This window comes from Micromonospora sp. CNZ286 (genome assembly GCF_014207755.1).
Map to the genome: position 1 here is coordinate 5,069,918 of NZ_JACHIZ010000001.1, position 24,388 is coordinate 5,094,305.

General features: G+C 71.9%; 24 protein-coding genes. 9 read left to right on the plus strand and 15 right to left on the minus strand.

Annotated features, from left to right (window positions below):
• Window positions 1-34: 34 nt before the first annotated feature.
• The 5 genes from FHX31_RS22260 to FHX31_RS22280 form a co-directional block, all read right to left on the minus strand.
• A complete protein-coding gene (locus tag FHX31_RS22260; protein WP_184977135.1) occupies window positions 35-676 on the minus strand; it encodes a class I SAM-dependent DNA methyltransferase in 642 nt (213 codons plus the stop codon).
• 16 nt (window positions 677-692) lie between these two features.
• Window positions 693-1,652, minus strand: a complete 960-nt coding sequence (locus tag FHX31_RS22265; protein ID WP_184977136.1) for a DUF2332 domain-containing protein — start codon at window positions 1,650-1,652, stop codon at window positions 693-695.
• Between the two features lie 49 nt (window positions 1,653-1,701).
• Window positions 1,702-1,881, minus strand: coding sequence for a hypothetical protein (locus tag FHX31_RS22270; protein ID WP_064447124.1), 180 nt, complete (start codon window positions 1,879-1,881; stop codon window positions 1,702-1,704).
• Between the two features lie 211 nt (window positions 1,882-2,092).
• On the minus strand, window positions 2,093-2,272 hold the full coding sequence (locus tag FHX31_RS22275) for a hypothetical protein (RefSeq protein WP_069089355.1): 180 nt from the start codon (window positions 2,270-2,272) through the stop codon (window positions 2,093-2,095).
• On the minus strand, window positions 2,269-2,457 hold the full coding sequence (locus tag FHX31_RS22280) for a hypothetical protein (RefSeq protein WP_064447123.1): 189 nt from the start codon (window positions 2,455-2,457) through the stop codon (window positions 2,269-2,271). The genes FHX31_RS22275 and FHX31_RS22280 overlap by 4 nt, the downstream gene beginning before the upstream one ends.
• A gap of 129 nt (window positions 2,458-2,586) precedes the next feature.
• On the opposite strand from FHX31_RS22280, the gene FHX31_RS22285 reads away from it, so the two are divergent.
• From FHX31_RS22285 to FHX31_RS22295, 3 genes are read left to right on the plus strand one after another with little or no spacing between them, the layout of a single operon-like run.
• A complete protein-coding gene (locus FHX31_RS22285; RefSeq protein ID WP_047891729.1) occupies window positions 2,587-3,429 on the plus strand; it encodes a helix-turn-helix domain-containing protein in 843 nt (280 codons plus the stop codon).
• A gap of 9 nt (window positions 3,430-3,438) precedes the next feature.
• Entirely contained in the window at window positions 3,439-3,606 is a 168-nt protein-coding gene (locus tag FHX31_RS22290; RefSeq protein ID WP_082171265.1) for a DUF397 domain-containing protein, read from the plus strand.
• 52 nt (window positions 3,607-3,658) lie between these two features.
• Window positions 3,659-3,841, plus strand: coding sequence for a DUF397 domain-containing protein (locus tag FHX31_RS22295; RefSeq protein ID WP_047891716.1), 183 nt, complete (start codon window positions 3,659-3,661; stop codon window positions 3,839-3,841).
• 70 nt (window positions 3,842-3,911) lie between these two features.
• On the opposite strand, the gene FHX31_RS22300 is transcribed toward FHX31_RS22295, so the two are convergent.
• The gene (locus FHX31_RS22300; RefSeq protein WP_145822806.1) at window positions 3,912-6,809 is read right to left on the minus strand and encodes a vitamin B12-dependent ribonucleotide reductase; all 2,898 of its coding nucleotides are present in this window, start codon (window positions 6,807-6,809) and stop codon (window positions 3,912-3,914) included.
• A 34-nt stretch (window positions 6,810-6,843) separates the two neighbouring features.
• A complete protein-coding gene (gene nrdR / locus FHX31_RS22305) occupies window positions 6,844-7,344 on the minus strand; it encodes a transcriptional regulator NrdR (RefSeq protein WP_013284751.1) in 501 nt (166 codons plus the stop codon).
• A 489-nt stretch (window positions 7,345-7,833) separates the two neighbouring features.
• Here nrdR and lexA point away from each other — a divergent pair, with 489 nt between their 5' ends.
• Entirely contained in the window at window positions 7,834-8,616 is a 783-nt protein-coding gene (gene lexA, locus FHX31_RS22310) for a transcriptional repressor LexA (RefSeq protein ID WP_128137231.1), read from the plus strand.
• A gap of 56 nt (window positions 8,617-8,672) precedes the next feature.
• Here the strand turns inward: lexA and FHX31_RS22315 are convergent, their stop codons facing one another.
• Window positions 8,673-10,427, minus strand: coding sequence for a hypothetical protein (locus FHX31_RS22315; RefSeq protein WP_184977137.1), 1,755 nt, complete (start codon window positions 10,425-10,427; stop codon window positions 8,673-8,675).
• Window positions 10,428-10,477: 50 nt separating this feature from the next.
• Window positions 10,478-11,941, minus strand: coding sequence for a GTPase HflX (gene hflX, locus FHX31_RS22320; RefSeq protein WP_145754708.1), 1,464 nt, complete (start codon window positions 11,939-11,941; stop codon window positions 10,478-10,480).
• A gap of 195 nt (window positions 11,942-12,136) precedes the next feature.
• Between hflX and FHX31_RS22325 the strand changes: the two genes are divergently transcribed.
• On the plus strand, window positions 12,137-13,609 hold the full coding sequence (locus tag FHX31_RS22325; protein ID WP_013284747.1) for an NAD-dependent malic enzyme: 1,473 nt from the start codon (window positions 12,137-12,139) through the stop codon (window positions 13,607-13,609).
• Between the two features lie 344 nt (window positions 13,610-13,953).
• Here the strand turns inward: FHX31_RS22325 and dapF are convergent, their stop codons facing one another.
• The 3 genes from dapF to FHX31_RS22340 are packed head-to-tail and all read right to left on the minus strand — an operon-like array spanning window position 13,954 to window position 16,428.
• Entirely contained in the window at window positions 13,954-14,799 is an 846-nt protein-coding gene (gene dapF, locus FHX31_RS22330) for a diaminopimelate epimerase (protein WP_013284746.1), read from the minus strand.
• A gap of 7 nt (window positions 14,800-14,806) precedes the next feature.
• Entirely contained in the window at window positions 14,807-15,826 is a 1,020-nt protein-coding gene (gene miaA / locus FHX31_RS22335) for a tRNA (adenosine(37)-N6)-dimethylallyltransferase MiaA (RefSeq protein WP_084588792.1), read from the minus strand.
• On the minus strand, window positions 15,709-16,428 hold the full coding sequence (locus FHX31_RS22340) for a class III extradiol ring-cleavage dioxygenase family protein (protein WP_030269773.1): 720 nt from the start codon (window positions 16,426-16,428) through the stop codon (window positions 15,709-15,711). The genes miaA and FHX31_RS22340 overlap by 118 nt, the downstream gene beginning before the upstream one ends.
• Before the next feature lie 204 nt (window positions 16,429-16,632).
• Here FHX31_RS22340 and FHX31_RS22345 point away from each other — a divergent pair, with 204 nt between their 5' ends.
• Window positions 16,633-17,841, plus strand: coding sequence for a DUF349 domain-containing protein (locus FHX31_RS22345; RefSeq protein ID WP_013474481.1), 1,209 nt, complete (start codon window positions 16,633-16,635; stop codon window positions 17,839-17,841).
• 331 nt (window positions 17,842-18,172) lie between these two features.
• Window positions 18,173-19,795, plus strand: a complete 1,623-nt coding sequence (locus tag FHX31_RS22350; RefSeq protein ID WP_145754712.1) for a cellulase family glycosylhydrolase — start codon at window positions 18,173-18,175, stop codon at window positions 19,793-19,795.
• A 91-nt stretch (window positions 19,796-19,886) separates the two neighbouring features.
• Here the strand turns inward: FHX31_RS22350 and miaB are convergent, their stop codons facing one another.
• Window positions 19,887-21,386, minus strand: a complete 1,500-nt coding sequence (miaB, locus tag FHX31_RS22355; RefSeq protein WP_145754714.1) for a tRNA (N6-isopentenyl adenosine(37)-C2)-methylthiotransferase MiaB — start codon at window positions 21,384-21,386, stop codon at window positions 19,887-19,889.
• Window positions 21,387-21,438: 52 nt separating this feature from the next.
• Between miaB and FHX31_RS22360 the strand changes: the two genes are divergently transcribed.
• Window positions 21,439-21,666: a DUF2277 family protein gene (locus tag FHX31_RS22360; RefSeq protein ID WP_145754717.1), complete on the plus strand. Its 228-nt coding sequence runs from the start codon at window positions 21,439-21,441 to the stop codon at window positions 21,664-21,666.
• Between the two features lie 78 nt (window positions 21,667-21,744).
• Here the strand turns inward: FHX31_RS22360 and FHX31_RS22365 are convergent, their stop codons facing one another.
• Together FHX31_RS22365 and selD are read right to left on the minus strand one after the other, a co-directional pair.
• Complete coding sequence (locus tag FHX31_RS22365) at window positions 21,745-22,224, minus strand: hypothetical protein (RefSeq protein WP_013284739.1); 480 nt, start codon at window positions 22,222-22,224, stop codon at window positions 21,745-21,747.
• A gap of 214 nt (window positions 22,225-22,438) precedes the next feature.
• Complete coding sequence (gene selD / locus FHX31_RS22370) at window positions 22,439-23,428, minus strand: selenide, water dikinase SelD (RefSeq protein WP_013474478.1); 990 nt, start codon at window positions 23,426-23,428, stop codon at window positions 22,439-22,441.
• Window positions 23,429-23,627: 199 nt separating this feature from the next.
• On the opposite strand from selD, the gene FHX31_RS22375 reads away from it, so the two are divergent.
• Window positions 23,628-24,383, plus strand: a complete 756-nt coding sequence (locus FHX31_RS22375) for an amino acid ABC transporter ATP-binding protein (protein WP_030269781.1) — start codon at window positions 23,628-23,630, stop codon at window positions 24,381-24,383.
• Window positions 24,384-24,388: the final 5 nt, after the last annotated feature.

Sequence of the window (24,388 nt, forward strand, 5' to 3'; positions counted from 1 at the left end):
CGAGGTCGGCGGCGCGCTTCGCGCAGCGTCCGGTTCAATCGGCCGGACGCTGCGCGAGCAGGAACGCCTGGGGCTGCCGCTCGCCGTCGGCCGGCGCGCGGACCGTCGTCGCCGTCACCGCGAACCCGGCCGCTGCGAGCTGCGCGGCCAGCCGCTGCGGCGACAGCCAGTAGACGTCGTACCCGACGGGCTGGCCGTATGCCTGCTCCCGGCGGTCGAGCCGGTCGCCGGCCTTCACCGCCAGCAGCAGGTGGCCACCCGGGACGAGCACCCGGTGGAAGCCGACGAACACCTCGGGCAGCAGTTCCGGCGGGAGGTGGATCAGCGAGTACCAGGAGACCAGCCCGGCCAGCGACCTGTCCGGCGCGCTCAGCTCGGTCAGCGAGCCGACCTCGAAGCGCAGATCCGGGTACGTCCGCCGGGCCACCGCCACCATGCCGGGCGAGAGGTCGACGCCGCCGATGTCGAGGCCGAGCCGGTGCAGGTGGGCGGTGACGCGACCGGTGCCGCAGCCCACCTCCAGCACCGCCCGTCCGGGCTCGACCATCTCGGCGTACGCGGCCAGCAGCGCCCGATCCAGCGGCGGCTCCACCACATCGGGCAGCAGCCGCGCGTAGTCCTCGGCGACGGCGTCGTAGGCGGCACGCGTCTCGACCAGCCAGGCAGGTTCGGTCACGCCCGCCGACCCTAGTTCAACGCCCGCCCGCCCGCCGCCCGCCGCGGAACCAGGTGAGGGACTGGCCGTGGCCTGTCGTCCAGGCCACGGGACGGCCGTCGAGGGCCAGGACGTTGTGGAAGCCGTCGGTGGGCGGATCCGGCAGGTCGGCGTGGGGCAGCACCGACGGGTCCTCGTTGGCTATCCAGTGGCCGGGCAGGGTCCGGACCAGCGCGGTGAACGCGTCCCGCCGTGGCTGCGGCACCTGGTAGAGCACCGAACTGTGGAACACCACGAGCGTCGCCCCGGGCGGGGCCTGCGCCGCCAGCGCGGGCAGGTCGTCGACCAGGTCCCCGCGTACCAGCAGTGGCGGATCGGCCGCCGCGACCGCCGCCGCGGCGCGCAGCCGGTCCCGGCGGTGCCGGTGCTCCGGCCAGATCAGCGCCTCCAGCCAGGCCACGTCGGCCGGGTCGGTGACGTCGAGCGGGTTCAGGTCCAGCCCGGCCCGCCACACCACCTCCGGACGCCGCTCCGGCGGCTCGGCGCCGGTCAGGTCACAGTCGAGCAACGGCTCGCCGTCGCCGATCCGCCGATCGCCGTAGCGGTAGGCGTACCGGTCCGGGTAGAGGCACAGCCCGGCGGACGCGCCGACCTCCAGCAACGCCAGCGGCTGCGGCAACGCGGCGAGCACCGGCAGCAGAGCCGCGCAGCGTCCCGCCTCGTTCGTCTGCGTCGCCCGCACCCGCATCTGCGCCGCCACGTCCGGCCAGTGCCCCATCACGTACGCGCGGAACGCCGCCGGGTCGTCCACCGGCCCGCCGCGCAGCCGCACCACCCCGAACAGCAGGTTCGGCTGACGCTTGGCCGGCGGAAGCGTGTCGAGCAGGGCGAGCAGCTCCGGGTCACCGGCGACCACCCGCGACAACCGCTCGTACGCCGGGGACACGCCACGCGTCTCACGCTCGGCGAAGACCCGATAGATGTCTGTCGTGCTCATCCCCCGAGCATTCCAGCTCGCGTACGCGATGGGCTGTGACAGTGGGCACCTACGGAAGTTTGGGCCGACGGGGACGAAGCCCTCGGGAGATCTCCTCCAGGTGCCGCTGTTGGTGCTCGCGCACCATGGCCTCCCAGACCTCCTGGTCGAAGTCCGGATCGAGCGGCACCCACCGGTGCGAGCCGTCGCAGTAGTGGAACCGTTCGTCGCCCGGCCGAATGACACTCATCGCACCCACCCGAGGAAGCGCTGATGCAACACCCCGGCCGGTACCCAGGTCAGATCCTCCGCCGCCCACACCAGATAGGACCCCATGTACAAGCTCAACGACACCGGCGCTCCGGCGAACTCGGCCCGCAGCTCGCGACGCCGCGTCGGGCAGGGCCAAGGAGCGCCACACCCACCGCAGCTCCACACCGGAAGAACCGGCCCGTGGGTGGTCACCGGAGGCCGTCCAGGAAGCGCCGGGTGGCGGTCCGCGCCTGCCTGCGGGCCGCCCATTCGACCTGCTGACAGGGGTACGGGCACAGACGCGCCCACCATGCCCGGCACCCCGTGCAGAAGCCGTCGACGCCGGGTACGTGTACCGACAGGATCTGCCGGACCTGCGGCTCCGTCACGTCTGCTCCTCACCCGGCCAGTGGCCGCGACGGATCGGGATGCGATGGCGTGCGCGGCACGGCAGTTCCGCACCGCAGCGGCAGATCCACCGCCAGCGTCGCCAGGACCACACCGGACGGTGCCGCCGGGCGAGGGTCAGCGCGACCGCCAACACGTACTCCTCGTACGACACACGAGCACGCATGCCGCCTCCTACTTTGTTCATGCGCGGGTAATTTTGCGCGCGCATTTTCAGTCAGTCAACGATGTGCGCGCATGTCGTGCGGGCGTGTCGCGTGTCCACCGCACGCCGGCCGGCGGCACAATCACCGGCATGGAGAGTCCGACCTTCGTTCGCTTCCAGCTCGGGGCGCAGTTACGCAAAGCGCGAGAGCAGGCCGATGTCACCGCCGAGGAAGCAGCGGCGGCAATCGAGGTGACCGCGAGCACCCTGCGCCGCATCGAGGCCGGTCGGGTCGGTATCAAAGGCCCTGCGCTCAACGCGCTGCTTGATCGCTACGGCGTCACCGATGCCGAACTGCGCGACACGCTGCTGTCGATGGCGCGCACCGGGAAGCAGCGCGGCTGGTGGGCGAAGTACGGGGATCTGCCCTCGTCGTATCGGCAGTACATCGGATTGGAATCCGCAGCCGAGGAGGTGCAGACCTTCGAGACGCTTGTCGTGCCGGGCCTGCTCCAGACACCGGCATACTCGCGGGCGATGATGGCGGAGGATGCCTTCGAACCTTCACCCGAGGCGGTCGAGAGGCGAGTCGCCGTCCGGACGCACCGCCAGGAGCTGATCTCGTCGGGCAAGCTCCGCCTGGTGGCTGTACTGGACGAAGCAGTCCTGCACCGCCAGATCGGTGGTGCAGCCGTCATGGCCGACCAGCTCACCGCCTTGCTCGACGCCGGCAGCCGATGGAACGTCACGGTCCAGGTGATCCCGTTCCGGGAAGGTGCCTACGCTTCCATGCTGTCGAGCTTCCACATCCTCAACTTCGCTGACGGCCCCAGCGTGGTGTACATCGAGGGTTTGACGGGCGATCTCTACGCGGAGGGCGAGGATGTGCGCCGCTGTACGGTGGTGTTCAACAGCCTGCGCGCCGCGGCCCTGTCGCCAACCGACTCGGCGGCAATGATCAAAGCAATCCGAGGCGCGCTGCCCGTGGAGTAGGAGGCGGACGTGGACTCGCAGTGGCGCAAGAGCACCCGGAGCGGCACCAACGGAGCCTGCGTCGAAGCGAGATACGCCGACCAGGCAGTAGAAGTCCGCGACAGCAAGGATGCCGGCGGCCCGGTTCTACGCTTCGACCGACAGCCGTGGCGGGTGTTCCTCCGTACCCTGCGCTGAGCGCCAACCTCAGCAGTGCTCGCGCCAGACGCTGGTAGGAAACGGAGGTGGCATGACGGACCCGATCGGCACCAAGTGGCGCAAGTCGAGTCGCAGCGACAACAACGGCGGAGCGTGCGTAGAGATTGCCGCAGTCAACGGGAGCATCCTGATCCGCGACAGCAAGGATGCGTCCGGCCCGGTTCTGCGCTTTGGGCGTCAGCCGTGGCAGGTGTTCCTCCGTACCCTGCGCTGAGCCCGACTCGCCAAAGCACGCGCGAGCGCGGCAGGGAGGTCCCTGCCGCGCTCGCGTCTTCGGTCGGTCGTCAGCTGCAGCCGCTGGTGGAGCCGCAGCCCTCGCAGACGTAGCAGCTACCGGCGGGCCGCATCTTCGTACCGCAGGTGAAGCAGAGCGGCGCGTCGGCGGCCTTGCCGATCACGGCCTCCAGCAGTTCGGTGCTGGAACCCACCGACGGCGCGGGCTTGACGGCCGCGGCGTCGGCCATCTCCTGCGCCGGCTGCGCGATCGGGCCGGTCTTCGGCTCGGGCGCCTCGACCGGGGCGGAGGCGGCCATCGCGGTGAGGTCCGCACCGCTCGCCTCCGCCTCCGCCTCGGCCCGGAGCTGGGCGGCCCGCTCCTTGGCGGTGAAGATGCCCAGCTCGGCGCGGCGGTCGTACGGCAGGAAGTCCAGCGCCAGGCGACGGAAGATGTAGTCCATCACCGAGGCGGCCATCCGCACGTCCGGGTCGTCGGTCATGCCGGCCGGCTCGAAGCGCATGTTGGTGAACTTGCTGACGTACGTCTCCAGCGGGACGCCGTACTGGAGACCGATGGAGATGGCCACCGAGAAGGCGTCCATCACACCGGCCAGGGTCGAGCCCTGCTTCGACATCTTGAGGAAGACCTCGCCGAGGCCGTCGTCAGGGTAGGACGAGGCGGTGAGGTAGCCCTCCGCGCCGCCGACCGAGAAGGAGACCGTCTGCGACGGGCGCTTCTTCGGCAGCCGCTTGCGCACCGGGCGGTACTCGACGACCTTCTCCACGACCTTCTCGACCTCGGCGGCCGGGGCCTGCGTCTCGGCGGTGGCCTTGTTCGGCTTGGCGGCCGACAGCGGCTGGCCGACCTTGCAGTTGTCCCGGTAGATCGCCAGCGCCTTGAGGCCGAGCTTCCAGCCCTCGAAGTAGATCTTCTCGACGTCCTCGACGGTGGCCTGCTCCGGCATGTTCACCGTCTTGGAGATGGCGCCGGAGATGAACGGCTGGACGGCCGCCATCATCCGCACGTGACCCATCGGCGCGATCGAGCGCTCGCCCATGGCGCAGTCGAAGACCGGGTAGTGCTCCGGCTTCAGGCCCGGGGCGTCCACCACGTGGCCGTGGTCGGCGATGTGCTCGACGATCGCCTCGACCTGCTCCTCGGGGTAGCCGAGGCTGCGCAGGGCGCGCGGCACGGTCTGGTTGACGATCTGCATCGAGCCGCCGCCGACCAGCTTCTTGAACTTCACCAGTGCCAGGTCCGGCTCGACACCGGTGGTGTCGCAGTCCATCATCAGGCCGATGGTGCCGGTCGGGGCGAGCACGCTGGCCTGCGAGTTGCGCCAACCGAACTTGTCACCGAGCTTGTTGCCGAGCGTCCACTGCTTGGTGGCCTCGCGCTGCACGGCGGTGGCCACGGTGCCGGTCGCCTTGATCGCGTCGTTGGCGGCGGCGTGCTTGCGCATGACCCGCTTGTGCGGCTCGGCGTTGCGCGCGTAGCCGTCGTACGGGCCGACGATGCCGGCCAGCTCGGCGGAACGGCGGTAGGCGGTGCCGGTCATCAGCGAGGTGATCGCGGCGGACACCTCCCGGCCCTGCTCCGAGTCGTACGGCAGGCCGGAGGCCATCAGCAGCGCGCCCAGGTTGGCGTACCCGATGCCGAGCTGCCGGTAGGCGCGGGTGGTCTCACCGATCTTCTCGGTCGGGAAGTCGGCGAAGCAGATCGAGATGTCCATCGCGGTGATGACGAACTCGACCGACTTGACGAACTTCTCCACCTCGAAGCCGCCGTCGGCGCGGAGGAACTTCATCAGGTTCAGCGACGCCAGGTTGCACGAGGAGTTGTCCAGGTGCAGGTACTCCGAGCACGGGTTCGACGCGGTGATCCGCCCGGTCTCCGGGCAGGTGTGCCAGTCGTTGATGGTGTCGTCGTACTGCAGGCCCGGGTCGGCGCACTCCCACGCGGCCTGGGAGATGGTGCGGAACAGCTTCTTCGCGTCGATCGTCTCGATGGTCTGCCCGTCGAGCCGGCCGCGCAGGTCGAAGCCGCCGCCGTTCTCCACGGCGGTCATGAACTCGTCCGAGACGCGGACCGAGTTGTTGGCGTTCTGGTATTGCACGCTGACGATGTCGGCGCCGCCCAGGTCCATGTCGAACCCGGCGTCGCGCAGCGCGCGGATCTTGTCCTCCTCGCGCGCCTTGGTCGCCACGAACTCCTCGATGTCCGGGTGGTCCACGTCGAGGATGACCATCTTGGCCGCACGCCGGGTGGCGCCACCGGACTTGATGGTGCCGGCGGAGGCGTCCGCGCCGCGCATGAAGCTGACCGGGCCGGAGGCGGTGCCGCCGGAGGAGAGCAGCTCCTTCGAGGAACGGATGCGGGACAGGTTGACCCCCGCGCCCGAGCCGCCCTGGAAGATCCGGCCCTCCTCCTTGTACCAGTCGAGGATGGAGTCCATCGAGTCGTCGACCGACAGGATGAAGCAGGCGCTGACCTGCTGCGGCGACGGCGTGCCGACGTTGAACCAGACCGGCGAGTTGAAGCTGAACACCTGGTGCAGCAGCATCCAGGTCAGTTCGTGCGCGAACACCTCGGCGTCGGCCGGGGTGGCGAAGTAGCCGTACTCCTCACCGGCGGTGCGGTAGGTCTCGACCACCCGGTCGATCAGCTGCCGCAGCGACCACTCCCGCTCCGGGGTCCCCACCGCGCCCCGGAAGTACTTGGTGGTCACGATGTTCGCCGCGTTCACCGACCAGGACTCGGGGAACTCCACCCCGCGCTGCTCGAAGTTGATCGAGCCGTCCCGCCAGTTCGTCATGACGACGTCGCGGCGCTCCCAGGCGACCTCGTCGTAGGGATGCACCCCCTCGGTCGTCCAGACGCGCTCGATCTTCAGCCCCGCCCCGGCCTTGTTCCGTGACTTGCTGGTCGTCACGCCCTCGCCCCCCTCGTCGGCACGGTCACCCACCGCGCCTCGTGTACCTGTCAGAAACCCGAAAATGTCAGCTGATCGCGCCGGCGGCGTCCGCCGCACCGGCACCGGCGCCCTCCCGGGCGCGCGCGGCGGCCCGCAGCGTCTCGATCTCGCGCTCGAAGTCGGCGAGCGAGTCGAAGGACCGGTAGACGCTGGCGAACCGCATGTAGGCCACCTCGTCGAGGTCACGCAACGGGCCGAGGATGGCCAGGCCCACCTCGTGGCTGGGGATCTCGGCCGCCCCCTTGGCCCGTACGGTCTCCTCGACCTTCTGTGCCAGCAGCGCGATCGAGTCGTCGTCGACCGGCCGCCCCTGGCACGCCTTGCGCACCCCACCGATGATCTTCGTGCGGCTGAACGGCTCGGTCACCCCGCTGCGCTTGACCACCGCGAGCACCGCCTCCTCGACGGTGGTGAACCGCTTGCCGCACTCCGGGCACGACCGTCGCCGCCGGATGAGCTGGCCGTCGTCGGCCTCCCGCGAGTCGACCACCCGGGAGTCGGCGTGCCGGCAGTACGGACACCGCATTCGCCCGACCTCCTCCGTCGATCGCGGGCACACCTACCGGCTCCCGGGCACGCGTCGACACGGCGGAGTCATCGTCCGATGACCGTCGCCGAATGCGCGGTGCGGGAGTGCGTTCGGTAGTTGAACCCAACCTGTAGGCAACTTACGCCCGTGTGACTACTACATCTAGGGGTCGACCGTATGCCGAACCCCAAGCGAGGTCAAGTTGACGGGCGTGTCCGGCGAGTCGTCAGGATCACGCCCGGCGCGACGCCGCCGTGGAGCCCAACGGACAGCCTCCCGTGCTAGTCACGGGCGGCCGGGATAGAACACCCGTTCGAGCGGCGTACTCTTCTATCAGAACACCAGTTCGGAAATCCAGGAATTCGGCGCGACACGCCGACAGCAGGTCGTACAGATGTTTGAAAATGGCCGATCTCACCTATACGGTCAGACCACACGCACCACGAGCCGACGAGGCACCCCAGCGCCGACCAGGGAGGGACGGACGTGACCGAGGACCGGGCCAGCCGGCAGAAGAACCCGCAGCCGAACGACGGGGCGGGTCCTCCGGCGACCCGTCGCCCCCGTACCGCCCGCAGCCGCACCGCCCCCGCGGCGGTGCGTCCGGTCACCCCGGTGGTGAGCAGCTTCCCCGACCCGGCGACGGTCGACCTGACCGCGCGGCAGCGGCGGATCCTGGAGTTCATCCGCACCTGGGTCGAGCGCCACGGCTACCCGCCGAGCGTGCGCGAGATCGGCGAGGCGGTCGGGCTGGTGTCCCCGTCCAGCGTCGCCTACCAGCTCAAGGAGCTGGAGAAGAAGGGCTTCCTGCGCCGCGACCCGAACCGTCCGCGCGCCGTCGACGTCCGCGCGCCGGGCGAGGCGGACGACGAGGCGGCCCGCGCGCAGCGGCCCGCCCCGGCGTACGTGCCGATGCTGGGCCGCATCGCCGCCGGTGGGCCGATCCTGGCCGAGCAGGCGGTGGAGGACATCTTCCCCCTCCCCCGCGAGCTGGTCGGCGAGGGCGAGGTCTTCATGCTCCAGGTCAAGGGCGACTCGATGCTCGACGCGGCGATCTGCGACGGCGACTGGGTGGTCGTCCGGCAGCAGCCGAACGCCGAGGTCGGTGACATCGTGGCCGCCATGCTCGACGGCGAGGCGACGGTGAAGACCTACCGGCGGCGCGACGGGCACGTCTGGCTGATGCCGCAGAACCCGGCCTTCGACCCGATCCCCGGCGACGACGCCACCATCATGGGCCGTGTGGTGGCGGTGCTGCGCCGCATCTGAGCGACAGCGACGACGAAGGGGTGACCGGTGGCCGGTCACCCCTTCGTCGTGTCGTCTCAGTAGCGGTCGCCGCGGTACTCCCGGCCACCGCCGGACACCGGGCCGTACTGGCCCCGGCCGTCGTAGCCGTCGTCGCGGCGCCCGCCCCGCGGCTCCTGGCCGCGGCGCGGCGGCTCGGCCCGGCCGCCGTCCCCCCGCGGTCCGCCGCCGTTCGGCTGCCCACGGTGTCCGGCCCCGCCCGGGCCGCCGCCATAGCCGCCACCAGGGCCGCCGCGGCCCTGGCCGCCGCCACCCGGGCCGCCACGACCGGGGCCACCCTGGCCCGCGCCGCCGCCCGGTCCACCCTGACCTCCGCCGCCGTAGACGCCGCCGCGCCCTCCGCCGCCGGCCGGGGCACCACCGCCGCCGTAGACGCCGCCGCCACCCGGCGGACGGGCTCCGCCCGGGGGACGGCCACCGCCCTGACCACGGCCACCCTCCTGCGGGCCGCCGCCGTACACGCCGCCGCCCGGCCGGCCACCACCGTAGACACCGCCGGACGCCGGGCGGTCGCCGTTGGCCGCGCCGCCGTACACGCCGCCCTGACCGCCGCCGTAGACACCGCCGCGCGGCGCGGCCGGCCGCTCGCCCGACGGGAAGCCGTTGTTCACCGGGAACTCGCCGCTGCGCTCGGGCTCGTCGGCCGGCGCCCGCGGCGCCGGCTTGCGCCGCGCCCGCAGGATGCCGAACATACCCGCGCCGACCAGGAGCGCGCCGAGCACCCCGACGGCCGCGATCAGGTACGTGATCTCGTCGAGCGAGAGCCCTTCGAGCCACGACTTCTGGGCGGCCGGTTTGGTGTCGGCCTTGCCGCCGTTCGGCAGCGCCTCGGCGCCGGTGGTCGACGGGGTGTAGGTGAGGATGTCGATCGGGTCCGACTCGTCGAGCGTGCCGCCGTCGGAGACGGTGACGAACAGCTTGCCGTCCGGCGTGTAGGAGATCGCCTCGCCGAACGGGTCGGCGAGCGGCGTGACCCGGGGCTTGCCGGTGATGAGCGCCTTGACGATGTCGCCGCCGGCCACGTCGAACTCGAACGCGTCGGCGTACGTGCGCAGCACGACCTTGCTGCCGTCGGGCGAGCGGGCCGCGCCGGTGACGAGCGCCCGCCCGGGCGAGCCGAGCTTGTTCTCGGTGCTGGTCTTCGGGAGCGTGACCTCGCCGACCTTCTTCATCGGGATCGCCTCGGTGTCGCCGCTCGTCTTCAGCTTCACCGTCGGGGTGTAGATCTCCGACTTGCCGGAGAGCTCCTTCGTGATCACCAGCGGCATGTTGTCGTCGCCGACGAGCAGGGCCTCCGCGTCGTGCGGCTCCTTGCCCGGGTAGCTGAGCCGGTGCAGCACCGGCTGTTTCGAGCCGCTCAGCGGCATCGTCCAGACCGCGACCCGCTCCCGGCGGGTCTTCTTCTCCACGTTGTCGCCGGTGTCGGCGATCCAGAGCGTCTTGCGGTCCGGGCTGAGAGCCAGGTCCTCGGTGTCGAGCGGCCCGTCACCGGAGTAACGGACCTCCCTGTCGACCTTGCACTTGGTGTCCAGATAGAAGACCCGCTTGCGGCTGGGGTCGTCCGAGCCGTCGTTGATCACGACGTACCCGTTGCTGGTGGCCACCAGGCCGGACAGCTCGCGGAGCCGGTCGTCCTCGACCGTGCACTTCTTCTTGGGAGCCGCGGCCAGCACGGGGGCCGCGGCGGGAGCCGCCGGGGCCGGCCCGGCCGGCGCCACGACCGCGCCGACCAGGCCGAGCGCGAGCGTGACCGAGGAGACAACGTGCCGCATGACGCTCAGTGTCGCACGGCACGGGTTTCCGGCGGGTGACGCCGGACGGCTCACCGCCCGGCGCCCACCCGCTCGTCGCTGGTCAGCCGGTCACCCGCCCGGTACGGCGCGAGCTCCGCGGCCAGCCCCTCGTTGACCCGCACGTGCACCAGCGTGCCCTCGGGCAGGTGCGCGGTGCTGAGCACCTCACCCTGCCGGTGCACCCGGGCGACCAGGTCACCCCGGTCGTACGGGAGCACCGCGCGCACCTCGACGGCCGGCCGGGGCAGCCGCCGCTCGACGGCCTCGCGCATCTCGTCGATCCCGCGCCCGCTGTGGGCGGAGACGAAGACCGCGTCCGGCCAGAGCCGCTTGAGCCGCAGCATCGTCTCCTCGTCGGTGGCGTCGGTCTTGTTCACCACCAGTAGTTCCGGCAGCCGGTCGGCGCCCACCTCGGCGAGCACCTCGCGTACCGCCCGGACCTGCTCCTCCGGATCCGGGTGCGTGCCGTCGACCACGTGCACGACCAGGTCGGCGTCGGCGACCTCCTCCAGCGTCGAGCGGAACGCCTCGACGATCTGGTGCGGCAGGTGCCGAACGAACCCGACCGTGTCGGACAGCGTGTAGAGCCGGCCGTCGGACGTGGTGGCCCGGCGGGTGGTCGGGTCCAGCGTGGCGAACAGCGCGTTCTCCACCAGCACACCCGCCCCGGTCAGGCGGTTGAGCAGGCTGGACTTGCCGGCGTTCGTGTAGCCGGCGATGGCCACCGCGGGAACCGCGTTACGGGTACGCCGGGCGCGCTTGGTCTGGCGTACCGTCGCCATGCTCTTGATCTCGCGGCGCAGCCGCGCGATGCGGTGGCGGATGCGCCGCCGGTCGGTCTCCAGCTTGGTCTCACCGGGACCACGCAGACCCACGCCGCCGCCGGCGCCACCGCCGCGGCCGCTACCACCGGTCTGCCGGGACAGCGTCTCGCCCCAGCCGCGCAGGCGCGGCAGCAGGTATTCGAGCTGGGCCAGCTCGACCTGCGCCTTGCCCTCCTTGCTCTTGGCGTGCTGGGCGAAGATGTCGAGGATCAGGGCGGTGCGGTCGACCACCTTGACCTTGGTGCGCTGCTCCAGGTTGCGCAGCTGCGACGGCGACAGCTCACCGTCGCAGATGATCGTGTCGGCACCGGTGGACAGCACTACCGCGCCCAGGTCGTCGACCTTGCCCCGGCCGATGTACGTGGCCGGGTCGGGCCGGTGACGACGCTGGATCAGCCCTTCGAGCACCTGCGAACCGGCCGTCTCGGCCAGCGCCGCCAGCTCGGTGAGGCTGTTGTCGGCGTCGGACTGGGTGCCCTCGGTCCAGACCCCCACGAGGACGACCCGCTCCAGCCGGAGCTGACGGTATTCGACCTCGCTGATGTCGGTGAGTTCGGTGGAGAGGCCGGGGACCCGCCGCAGCGCCTGCCGCTCCGACAGCTCGTACTCGCCGGTGGTGGCGTCGAACTCGTCGTCGGTGTAGGGATGGAAGGTCTCCTGCTCGCGCAAATGCGTCTCCTGTCCGTTTTGGGCAACGCCGAGAATTTTCGGCGCGTGACAGCAATCCTGACATGTGACAACGCCGGACGCACCTGTGTTATGCCCGTGACGCTACCGACGGGTAGCGGGGGCGGATGCCGGGCGACCTGGGCGGGCGAGTAGAAATGCCAGTCGAGCCGCTCAGCGCCGACGGAGGAGTTTCTCGTGGCCAACACCCGACTGCCGAGTGCCGGATTCTCCATCACCATCCGGATCGCGGTACCCGCCGACGCCTCCTCCATCGGCCGGCTCACCACCGCCGCCGGTGAGGCCGGGGCCATCGTCACCGCGCTGGACGTGGTCGACTCCGACCCCGCGCACGTGATCGTCGACCTCACCTGCGACACCGCCGACGCCGGCCACGCCGACCAGGTCGTCGACGCGCTCACCGCGCTCGACGGGGTGGACGTCCGCAAGGTCTCCGACCGCACCTTCCTGCTGCACCTCGGCGGCAAGATCGAGGTCACCCCGAAGGTCGCGCTGCGCACCCGCGACGAGCTGTCCCGCGCGTACACCCCGGGTGTGGCCCGGGTCTGCATGGCCATCGCGGAGAACCCGGCCGACGCCCGCCGGCTCACCATCAAGCGCAACACCGTCGCCGTGGTCAGCGACGGCACCGCGGTGCTCGGCCTGGGCAACCTCGGCCCGGCCGCGTCGCTGCCGGTGATGGAGGGCAAGGCGGCGCTGTTCAAGCGCTTCGGCGGGGTGGACGCCTGGCCGGTCGTGCTGGACACCCAGGACACCGACGAGATCGTGGCGATCGTCAAGGCGATCGCGCCCGCGTACGGGGGCATCAACCTGGAGGACATCGCCGCGCCGCGCTGCTTCGAGATCGAGGCCCGGCTGCGCGAGGCCCTGGACATCCCGGTCTTCCACGACGACCAGCACGGCACCGCGATCTGCGTGCTGGCCGCGCTGACGAACGCGTTGCGCGTCGTGGGCAAGCAGCTCGCGGACGTCCGGGTCGTGGTCTCCGGCGCCGGCGCGGCCGGCACCGCGATCATGAAGCTGCTGCTGCGCCAGGGCGTGGGCGACATCATCGCGTACGACCGCCAGGGCGCCCTGCACCGCGGACTGCCGGACCTCAACCCGGCCTGGCAGTGGCTGGCCGAGAACACCAACAAGGAGAACTACTCCGGCGACCTGGCCGGGGCGGTACGCGGCGCGGACGTGTTCATCGGCGTGAGCGCGCCGAACCTGCTCACCGGCGAGGACGTCGCCGCGATGGCGAAGGACTCGATCGTCTTCGCGCTCGCCAACCCCGACCCGGAGGTGGACCCGCGGGAGGCGCGCAAGTACGCCGCGGTGGTCGCCACCGGCCGCTCGGACCAGCCGAACCAGATCAACAACGTGCTCGCCTTCCCCGGCGTGTTCCGCGGCATGCTCGACGCGCACGCCGAGGAGTTCACCGAGGAGATGGCGCTCGCCGCTGCGCGGGCCATCGCGGACGTGGTCGGCGAAGACAAGATCAACCCGACGGTGATCGTGCCGAGCGTCTTCGACTCCCGGGTCGCCCCGGCCGTGGCCGCCGCGGTACGGGCCGCCGCGCAGAACCCGGCCGCGACGCCGGCCCCGGCGGCCGACCCGGGCCCGGCCGACCTCCCCGAGATCGCCGCCAACGCCAGCGCGACCCCCTGACGCACCGCAGCTTGATCGACTCCACTTCCCCGAAGTGGCGGCATCATCACCCTTGATCAACACCAGTTCCCCGAAGTGGCGGCATCAGAGGCTCCGCGATATGACCACTTCGCCGAGCTGGTGTTGATCACGCTGGGCGGCCGTGCGCCGGCGGAAGCGGGGGCCACGGCTGCCAGGGCCGCCGACACCACTCACCATGCGCGTGTTGACCAAGGAGTTCGCGTCACCGAAGCACCGGGAATCCGCCACAAACTCCTTGATCACGGGGGCGGGAGGGCGGGCGGCACCGGGCGGGGGCGGGGCGGGGCAGGGCGGGGCAGGGGCGGGGCGGGGCAGGGCGCGGGCTACGGGTGCAGGGCGGCGGGGGTCAGGGTGCCTGTCGCCACCAGGACGGCGGGGCCGGAGAGCCAGCACGAATCGGCTGTCACAGTGACCGTCAGACGCCCGCCTGGCACGTCCACAGTCATCGTGCCGGTGTCCAGGCCGGCGTCACGCAACGCCACCGCCGCCACCGCGCACGCGCCGGTGCCGCAGGACAGCGTCTCGGCCGAGCCGCGCTCGTACACCCGCATCAGCACGTGCCCGTCGGTGCCGTCGACCGGCTCGCCCGGCGTGGTGAACTCGACGTTCACCCCGGACGGGAACGTCGAGGCGTCCACCTCGGGCGCGCGGGTCAGGTCGAGGGCCGTCAGCTCCAGCGCGGCGGGCAGCGCGCACACCAGGTGCGGGTTGCCGACGTCCACGGCGGTGCCGGGCAGCGTCAGCCCGCCGAGCGTGGCGGTGGCCGTGTCGTACAGCCGGGGGCGGCGCATCTCGACCGCCACGTCCTCGCCCTCGACGCGGGCCCGCACCAGGCCGGCGCGGGTCGCGATCGGCAGCGTCCCGCCCGACGGGGCTGTGAGCGAACGGTCCAGCAGGTAGCGGACGAACACGCGGGCCCCGTTGCCGCACATCTCGGCGAACGAGCCGTCGGAGTTCCAGTAGTCCATGAACCACTCGGCCTCGCCGGCGAGCGCGACGCCCTCGGGGTGCTTGGCGGCGCGTACGACACGCAGCACGCCGTCGCCGCCGAGCCCGCGCCGCCTGTCGCAGAGCGCGGCGACCAGGCCGGGTGTCAGGTCGAGGGTGCCGTCCGGGTCGGGCAGGATGACGAAGTCGTTGCCGGTGCCGTGACCCTTGGTGAACTCCACTCCCCCATCATGGCCGATGCTCGGCGACCACCCGCAGGGCAGTGTCGAGAAACGCGGGCGACGCCGAGTCCAGCCAGTGGACGCGCGGGTCACGCCGGAACCAGGAGCGCTGCCTCCGGACGAACCGGCGGGTCGCGCGGATCGTCTCCTCGTGCGCCTGCGCCTCGGTCAGCTCTCCGGCGAGGAACCGCAGCACCTGCTGGTAGCCGAGCGCCCGGCTCGCCGTCCGCCCGTCGGGCAGCCCTTCGCCGACCAGCGCCCGCACCTCGTCGACCAGGCCGTCGGCCCACATCCGGTCCACCCGCAGCGCGATCCGCTCGTCCAGCGCAGCGGTGTCCAGGTCCACGCCGAGCTGCACCGACGGGTAGTACGGCGTGGGCGACGGCAGCGACGCGGTGAACGGCGCGCCGGTCAGCTCGATCACCTCCAGCGCCCGCACGATCCGCCGCCCGTTGGTGGGCAGGATGCTCGCCGCCGCGCCCGGGTCGGCCTCGGTCAACCGCGCGTGCAGCGGCAGGGGGCCCACCGCGGCGAGTTCCGCCTCCAGCCGCTCCCGCAGCGCCGGGTCGGTGCCGGGGAACTCGAACTGTTCCAGCACCGCCCGCACGTACAGCCCGGAGCCGCCCACCAGCAGCGGCACCCGTCCCCGGGCCAGGATGTCGTCGACGGCCGCGCGGGCCAGCGCCTGGTATTCGGCGACGCTGGCCGGCTCGGTCACCGGCCAGATGTCCAGCAGGTGGTGCGGCACGCCCTCGCGCTCGGCCGGCGTCAGCTTCGCGGTGCCGATGTCCATGCCCCGGTAGAGCTGCATCGAGTCGGCGTTCACCACCTCGCCGTCGAGCGCGTGCGCCAGTGCGATGCTCAGCGCCGACTTCCCGGCCGCGGTCGGCCCGACCACCGCCACGACCGTCACGACCGCTCCCAGTTCGCCACGAAGTAGGCGACGCCGTAGGGGGCGCGGTGGTAGCTCAGCTCGCCGCGCCAGTCGCCGCCCGCCGCCCTGGCCGCACCGGCCAGCACCTGCCACGGCGCCCGCCCGGCGGCCCTCAGCTCCGCCGACAGCCCCGGGTCCAGGCCGAGCAACGCATCGGCGTCCGCGCCGGCCAGGGCCGCGGCGACCCCCTCGTCGTACTCCTCGGCGCGCGGATCGTCGTACCCCGGCGCCTTGACGCCCCGGCAGGCGGACCCGTCGCCGAGCACGAGCAGCGCGACCCGCGGATCGTCGTCGTCGATCAGGCTCGCGCCGAACTCCGCGCACTCGGCCGGTGTGGCGTCGTGCGCCACCGACCGGGCCAGGCGGGGCAGCTCGGTGCCGGAGCGGTTGAGCAGCCAGGCGCCGACGGTCAGGCTCAGCGGCAGGCGCTCCCCGCCGGAGCAGGAGATCTTCCACAGCCGCACCGGCCGGTCGAGCCCGAAGCCGCGCAGGGAGCCCCAGTCGGCGGAGTTGAACCGGACGGTCTCCGGCCCGCCGCCGACGAGCAGGATCGCCTCGGGGCCGGCGGCGAGCAGCCGGGCCACAGCGGCGTCGGCGGCGGCGCGCAGGTCGTCCAGCTCGGGCGCGGCGGCGCCGGCCAGCTCGGGCACGATCAACGGTGGGTGGGGGCACACGGCGGCGGCGACCAGGGACACGCCCCCAAACCTATCGGGATCCCCCGGTGCGTCCCCGCGCCGATCCGGTCATCGGGGGCGTACAACACCGTATGGTCACGGTCGGCGACAGGCGCTCGACACGGACGGGGGCGGACCTGTGACAATGCCGGGAGAAAGTTTGCTGCGCCGTGGCGGCGAACGAGGGGGCTGTCCCCTCGACGCCGGGAGAACGAGGATGGGCACATGAGCGACTGGACTGCCTTCGGACGGGTCGACGAGGACGGCACGGTCTACGTCAAGACCGCCGAGGGCGAGCGGGTGGTCGGATCCTGGCAGGCAGGGGCACCGGAGGAAGGGCTCGCCCACTTCGCCCGGCGCTACGCCGACCTGGTGACCGAGGTCGATCTGACCGAGGCGCGGCTCAACTCGGGCGCGGCTGATGCCGGCCACTCCCTGACCACGATCCGCCGCATCCGTGGGTCGCTGGCCGAGGCGCACGTCGTCGGTGACATCGACGCCCTTGCCGCCCGCCTGGACAAGCTGGCCACCGTCGCCGAGGAGAAGGCCGGCGAGGCCAAGGCCGCCCGCGAGGCCGCCCGGGGCGAGGCGCTGGCGCGCAAGACCGCCCTGGTCGAGGAGGCCGAGAAGCTGGCCGCCGAGTCGACCGGCTGGAAGACCGCCGGTGACCGGCTCAAGGAGATCCTCGACGAGTGGAAGACCATCCGCGGCGTCGACAAGAAAGCCGACGGTGAGCTGTGGAAGCGGTTCGCCGCCGCACGGGACGGCTTCACCCGCCGCCGGGGCGCCCACTTCGCCTCCCTCGACCAGCAGCGCAAGCAGGCGCAGACGGTCAAGGAGGAGCTGGTCGCCGAGGCGGAGAAGCTCAAGGACTCCAGCGACTGGGGCGTCACCGCCGGTCAGCTCAAGGACCTGATGGCCCAGTGGAAGGCCGCGCCGCGCGCCGCCAAGGAGGCCGAGCAGAAGCTCTGGGAACGGTTCCGCGCCGCGCAGGACGAGTTCTTCACCCGCCGCAGCGAGGTCTTCTCCGCCCGCGACAACGAGCAGCGGGCCAACCTGGAGCGTAAGCAGGCGCTGCTGGCCGAGGCCGAGGCGCTGGACGTCGACGGCGACCCGAAGGGCGCCCAGGCGAAGCTGCGGGAGATCCAGGCGCAGTGGCACGAGGCCGGCCGGGTGCCGCGCGAGGCCGCCGCCGGGCTGGAGCGCCGGCTGCGGGCCGTGGACGACAAGGTCCGCGACGTGATGGACTCGGCGTGGCGGCGTACCTCCAAGGAGGACAACCCGCTGCTGGCGCAGATGCGCGCCCAGGTCGCCGAGGCCGAGGACCGGCTGGCCCGGGCCCAGGCCGCCGGTGACGCCCGCCGGATCAAGGAGGCCGAGCAGGCGCTCGCCTCGAAGCGGCAGTTCCTCCAGCTCGCCGAGCAGGCCGGCTGACGCGAGCACCCCGGCCGGGCAGGCCGGCGGACAGACACATCGGGTGAGCCCCCGGCCGGGTCGGCCGGGGGCTCACCTGCGTCCGGGCCGGGTTGACGCATCGAGGCAGGCTGATCAGAATGAGCGGCGGAGCCAGGTTCCGGCACCGGCACGAGGGCATCGACGGCTGATCTGCGCCGTCGACGATCGCCGGTGCGACATCTCGCGGGTGGCCGTCCACACGACACGGCCCGGCGCGCGCTGCGCGCGTACTCGATGACGAGCGGGACGTGCCTCCTGGTCCTGCCGCCCGCGGCGCCTGCGCGGCGCGGGCATCCGAAGTGGAGCTTCCATGCACCGACGCACCGCCCTCGGCGGCGCCCTGACGGCGCTCGCCACCGCGGCAGCCGGCGTTCTCGTCGCCGCCGCCGTCTCCACCGCACCGGCCGCTGCGGCGGCCGGTGGCACCGGCACCGGTTACCTGCACACCAGCGGCAGCAAGATCGTCGACAGTACGGGCGCGACGGTCCGCCTGACCGGCATCAACTGGTTCGGGATGGAGACCGACAACAAGACGTTCCACGGCCTGTGGTCGAGCAACCCGTGGCGCTCGCAGCTCGACACCATGGCCCGGCTGGGCTACAACACGCTGCGGATCCCGTACTCGAACGACGCGCTCAAGGCCGGCGCGACAGCCACCGGCATCAACGACTTCGTCAACCCGGACCTGATCGGGCTCTCCCCGCTGCAGATCCTCGACAAGGTCATCGACTACGCGGGCAGCAAGGGGATGCGGGTCATCCTGGACCGGCACCGGCCCACGTCGGCCGGGCAGTCGCCGCTCTGGTACACCTCGACGGTCTCCGAGGCGACCTGGATCAACGACTGGAAGATGCTGGCCCAGCGGTACGCCGGCAACACCACTGTGATCGGCGCGGACCTGCACAACGAGCCGCACGCCGAGGGCACCAACCCGGCCGCCACCGGCGCCTGCTGGGGCTGCGGCGACACCGCCCGGGACTGGCGGCTGGCCGCCGAGCGGGCCGGAAACGCGATCCTCGGCGTGCAGCCGAACTGGCTGATCTTCGTGGAGGGGGTGAGCTGCCCGAGCGGCGGCCTGTCGAACGTCTGGGACAACGACCCCAGCAACGACGAGGACTGCGGCTGGTGGGGCGGCAACCTGTCCAAGGCCGGGCAGTTCCCGGTCCGGCTGAGCGTGGCGAACCGGCTGGTCTACTCGCCGCACGAGTACGCCACGTCGGTGTACCGCCAGGCCTGGTTCGACGACCCGACCTACCCGGCGAACATGCCGGCCATCTGGGACAAGTACTGGGGCTACCTCTACAAGCAGAACATCGCGCCGATCATGATGGGCGAGTTCGGCACCACGCTCCAGGACCCCAAGGACAAGATCTGGCTCCAGAACCTGATGGCGTACACCGGCACCGGCGTGAACGGCATGTCGTTCACGTACTGGTCGTGGAACCCGAACTCGGGTGACACCGGCGGCATCGCCAACGACGACTGGACCACGATCAACCAGCCGAAGCAGGACATCCTGACGCCGTACCTGATCCCGCCGACCGGCGGTGGCGGCACCACCAGCCCGTCCCCCACCGGCACGCCGAACACGTCGCCGGCGCCGACCACCCCGCCGCCTCCGGTGACCGGTGGCTGCACCGCCACCTACAAGCAGATCAACTCCTGGGCGGGCGGCTTCCAGGGCGAGCTGACCGTCAAGAACACCGGCACCGCCGCGGTGAACCCGTGGTCGGCCACCTGGACCTGGCCGTCCGGGGTGACGCTCGCCAGCGGCTGGAACGCCACTGTCACGCAGTCCGGCACCACGGTGACGGCGGCCGCGCCGGCCTGGGCGTCGTCGCTGGCGCCGGGCGCGTCGGTCACCGTCGGCTTCACCGCCAACGGCACCGCCGCGACGCCGGGCAGCGTGAAGCTCAACGGCACCGCCTGCTGATGTAAGGAAGGGCCCCTTCTTAACGCCTCCGGTAGAGGAAGGGCCCCCTTTTAACACCGAGTGTTAAAAGGGGGCCCTTCCTTACATGCGGTCAGGGGGCGGCGCAGCCGCCTACCGGGGCGGGTGGGGCGGCCGGGGCGCCGATCGTCGGCAGGCCGAGCAGCACCCCGGGGGTACGCGGAACCTGTCCCGCCTCGGCCGCGTCCCCGGCCCGGGTACGCCGGTGCGCCAGCGGCGCGCCGTCGGCGTTGAGGTGGTGCGGGGCGGCGTACGTGACAGTGGTGTGCACGATGTCGCCGGGACGGATCCGCCCGGCCAGGTCACCGGTGGCGAAGTGCACCAGCCGGCCGTCGCGGGCCCGGCCGGACATCCGGCCGGTGCGCTCGTCCTTGCGGCCCTCGCCGACGGCCACGAGCACCTCGACCGTCTCGCCGACGAGCTTCTTGTTCTCCGCCCAGGTGATCTCCTCGACGCAGGCGATCAGCCGCTCGTAGCGTTCCTGCACGACCCGCTTGGGCAGCTGCCCGTCCATCGTGGCGGCCGGGGTGCCGGGGCGCTTGGAGTACTGGAACGTGAACGCCGAGGAGAACCGCGCCTCCCGCACCACGTCGAGCGTGCGGGCGAAGTCGGCCTCGGTCTCGCCGGGGAAGCCGACGATGATGTCGGTGGTGATCGCCGCGTCCGGCATCGCCGCCCGGACCTTCTCGATGATCCCCAGGTAACGCTCCGACCGGTACGAGCGGCGCATCGCCCGCAGCACGTCGTCCGAGCCGGACTGCAACGGCATGTGCAGCGAGTGGCAGACGTTAGGCGTCTCGGCCATCGCGGCGATCACGTCGTCGGTGAAGTCCTTCGGGTGCGGGCTGGTGAACCGCACCCGCTCCAGCCCGTCGATGTCGCCGCAGGCGCGCAGCAGCTTGCCGAACGCGTACCGGTCGCCGAACTCGACGCCGTACGAGTTGACGTTCTGCCCGAGCAGCGTCACCTCCAGCACACCGGAGTCGGCCAGCGCGCGGACCTCGGAGAGGATGTCGCCGGGGCGGCGGTCCTTCTCCTTGCCGCGCAGGGAGGGCACGATGCAGAACGTGCACGTGTTGTTGCAGCCGACGGAGATCGAGACCCACCCGGCGTACGTCGACTCGCGCCGGGTCGGCAGCGTGGAGGGGAAGACCTCCAGCGACTCCAGGATCTCGACCTCGGCCGCGGCGTTGTGCCGCGCCCGGTCCAGCAGCGCCGGCAGCGAGCCGATGTTGTGCGTGCCGAAGACGACGTCTACCCAGGGCGCCTTGCGGACGATGTCGCCGCGGTCCTTCTGGGCCAGGCAGCCGCCGACGGCGATCTGCATCCCGGGGTGCTTCGCCTTCACGGGGCGCAGATGACCCAGGTTGCCGTAGAGCCGGTTGTCGGCGTTCTCCCGGACCGCGCAGGTGTTGAACACCACCACGTCGGGCTGCTCGTCGGCCTCCGCGGCGCGCACGTACCCGGCGTCCTCGAGGAGGCCGGAGATGCGCTCGGAGTCGTGCACGTTCATCTGGCAGCCGTACGTACGCACCTGATAGGTGCGCGGGCTGCCCGCGGCTGCGGTAGTCATGACCCGGACAGCGTATCCGGGTGGAGCCGATCGGATCGAACGAGGAGGAGTCGTGTGCCGGAGCATCAAGACCCTGCGTGAGCCGTACGTCCCGGTGGTGACCGAGGAGGACATCCGCGCCGCCGCGTTGCAGTACGTCCGGAAGATCTCCGGATTCCGTACCCCTGCGGCGCACAACGCGGCCGCGTTCGACGCCGCGGTGGACGCCGTGGCCGCCGTCACGGCGACGCTGCTCGACCAGCTCGTGGTGCGGGGGCAGCAGCCGGCGGCCCGGGGCTGAGCCCGGGGCCGCCACCGCTCGCCGCCGGAGGGGACACGGCGGCGAGCACCTGTCACGGGTGCCGGCCGGCGTCCGCGATCAAGCGGCGGCGAGCGCCGGGGCGACCGTGTCGGGGGCCCAGCGGGAGCGGTGGCACTGCGACCAGCCCCGGCAGCGCGCGTCGGCGACGGTGCAGAGCCGGTGGTGGCTGAGCACCTCGCCGTCGTCGGTGTCGGCCACGTCGAAGTGCACCGGCCGGATGGTGCCGTCCGGCGCGACCAGCAGGTGCCGGCCGGCGTCGAGCGTGTCGTCGCGCATCAGGCAGTTGCGGCCCAGCAGCCGGGCCAGCGCCGCGATCGCGGGCAGCTCGGACAGGCTCTCGGGCACCCCGTAACAGTCGACCACGGTGCCGTACAGCCCGGGCGCCTCCCACACGTCGCAGACCACCGCGTACGCGGGGAGCCGCATCGGGTCGGCGACGGCCATGGGCATCACCACCCGGCCGAGCGCCTCGGCCAGTGCCGGGTAGACCTCCACCGGCTCGCCGCCGTCGATTCTCCAGTTCCACAGCTCGGTCATGCCGCCTCCTCGCTGCGCTCGTTCCACCGGCCTCCGGATCGGGCCTTAATGTCGATGGTGGGGTGCATTTGACCTCAGCCGGGCGCAAGTTACCGGTCTGTGACCATTCCGGGCAAAATTCCCTCGGGCGACGTTGCCCGGAGTAGCTGGAAGATGACAGTTTATCGGGTACGGTGCCGCGGCGACGGCCCAGCCGCGCCGTGGATCCGGCGGCTCAGCGCACCCGGATCAGGTGCTCCGACGCGGGCAGCAACTCGCCGATCACAGTGCCGCCCGGCACCTCACCGGCGACCAGCAGGCCACCGGAGGTCTGCGCGTCGGCCAGCAGCAGCTGCTCCCCCTCGTCCGCGCCGCCGAAGTCGGTCCACGGGGTGACCCATTCCAGGTTGCGCCGGGTGCCGCCGCTGACGTACCCGTCGCGCAGCGCCTCCCGCGCGCCCGTCAGATACGGCACCGCCGCCGCGTCGATCGCCACCGTCAGGCGGCTCGCGCGGGCCAGCTTCGAGGCGTGCCCGAGCAGGCCGAAGCCGGTCACGTCGGTGCCGCAGCGGATGCCCGCGGCGATCGCCGCGCGGGCGGCGTCCCGGTTGAGCCGGGCCATCGACTCGACCGCCTCCGGGAAGCGCTGCCCGGTCTGCTTGTGCCGGGTGTTGAGCACGCCCACGCCGAGCGGCTTGGTCAGCGACAGCGGCAGCCCGGCCCGCCCGGCGTCGAGCGTGATCAGCTCCTCCGGCCGGACCACGCCGGTGACCGCCAGGCCGTACTTCGGGCCGTCGTCGTCCACGCTGTGCCCGCCGGCCAGGTGGCAGTTCGCCTCCCGGGCCACGTCCAGACCGCCGCGCAGCACCTCGCGGGCCATCTCCGGCGGCAGCACGCCGCGCGGCCAGCAGAGCAGGTTGAGCGCGACGAGCGGGGTGCCGCCCATCGCGTACACGTCGGAGAGCGCGTTGGCGGCGGCGATCCGCCCCCAGTCGTAGGCGTCGTCGACCACCGGGGTGAAGAAGTCGGCGGTGCTGACCAGGCCCGTACGCTCGTCCAGCCGGACCACCGCGGCGTCGTCGCCGTTCTCCAGGCCGACCAGCAGGTCGGCCGAGCCGCCGGTGGCGCCGAGACCGGCGACCATCGCCTCCAGCTCGCCGGGTGGGATCTTGCAGGCGCAACCGCCACCACGTGCGTAGTCGGTCAGCCGGATCGCGTCGGTCACCGCCTTATGATCTCCGGCCTGCCCCGGCGGCGCCACCCGGCCCCACCGGCGGGTGACGAAATTCGGACGGGCCGGTACGCCGGTGACCGGTGTTACCGCTCCGTGACCATCTGAGTTGCGATCTGCCACATCACCCCGCCTACAGTTGCCCAACCGGGGGTCGACCGACCCCCGAATTCCGCCATGGACGACAGGGACGGTGGACGACGTGACGACGGGCGACCCGCTGATCGTGCTCGACGGGGTGAACAAGTGGTTCGGGCCGCTGCACGTGCTCGACGACGTGTCCCTGTCCGTCGGCCGGGGCGAGGTGGTCGTGGTCATCGGCCCGTCCGGCTCCGGCAAGTCGACGCTCTGCCGCACCATCAACCGGCTGGAGCCGATCGACAACGGCACCATCACGTTCGACGGGCAGGCGCTGCCGGCCGAGGGCAAGCCCCTGGCCAAGCTGCGCAGCGAGGTCGGCATGGTGTTCCAGTCGTTCAACCTCTTCGCGCACAAGACCATCCTGGAGAACGTCACGCTGGGGCCGGTCAAGGTCCGCAAGGAGAAGCCGGCCGCGGCCCGTGAGCGGGGCCTGGCCCTGCTGGACCGCGTCGGCATCGCCAACCAGGCGGACAAGTACCCGGCGCAGCTCTCCGGCGGTCAGCAGCAACGGGCGGCGATCGCCCGCGCGCTGGCCATGCAGCCCAAGGCGATGCTGTTCGACGAGCCGACGAGCGCGCTGGACCCGGAGATGGTCGGCGAGGTGCTGGACGTGATGACGTCGCTGGCGAGCGAGGGCATGACCATGGTCGTGGTGACCCACGAGATGGGCTTCGCCCGGCACGCGGCCAACCGGGTCATCTTCATGGCCGACGGCAAGCTGGTCGAGGACGCGCCGCCGGCCGAGTTCTTCGCGAACCCGCGCAGCGAGCGGGCCAAGGACTTCCTCTCCAAGATCCTCACCCACTGAGCGTC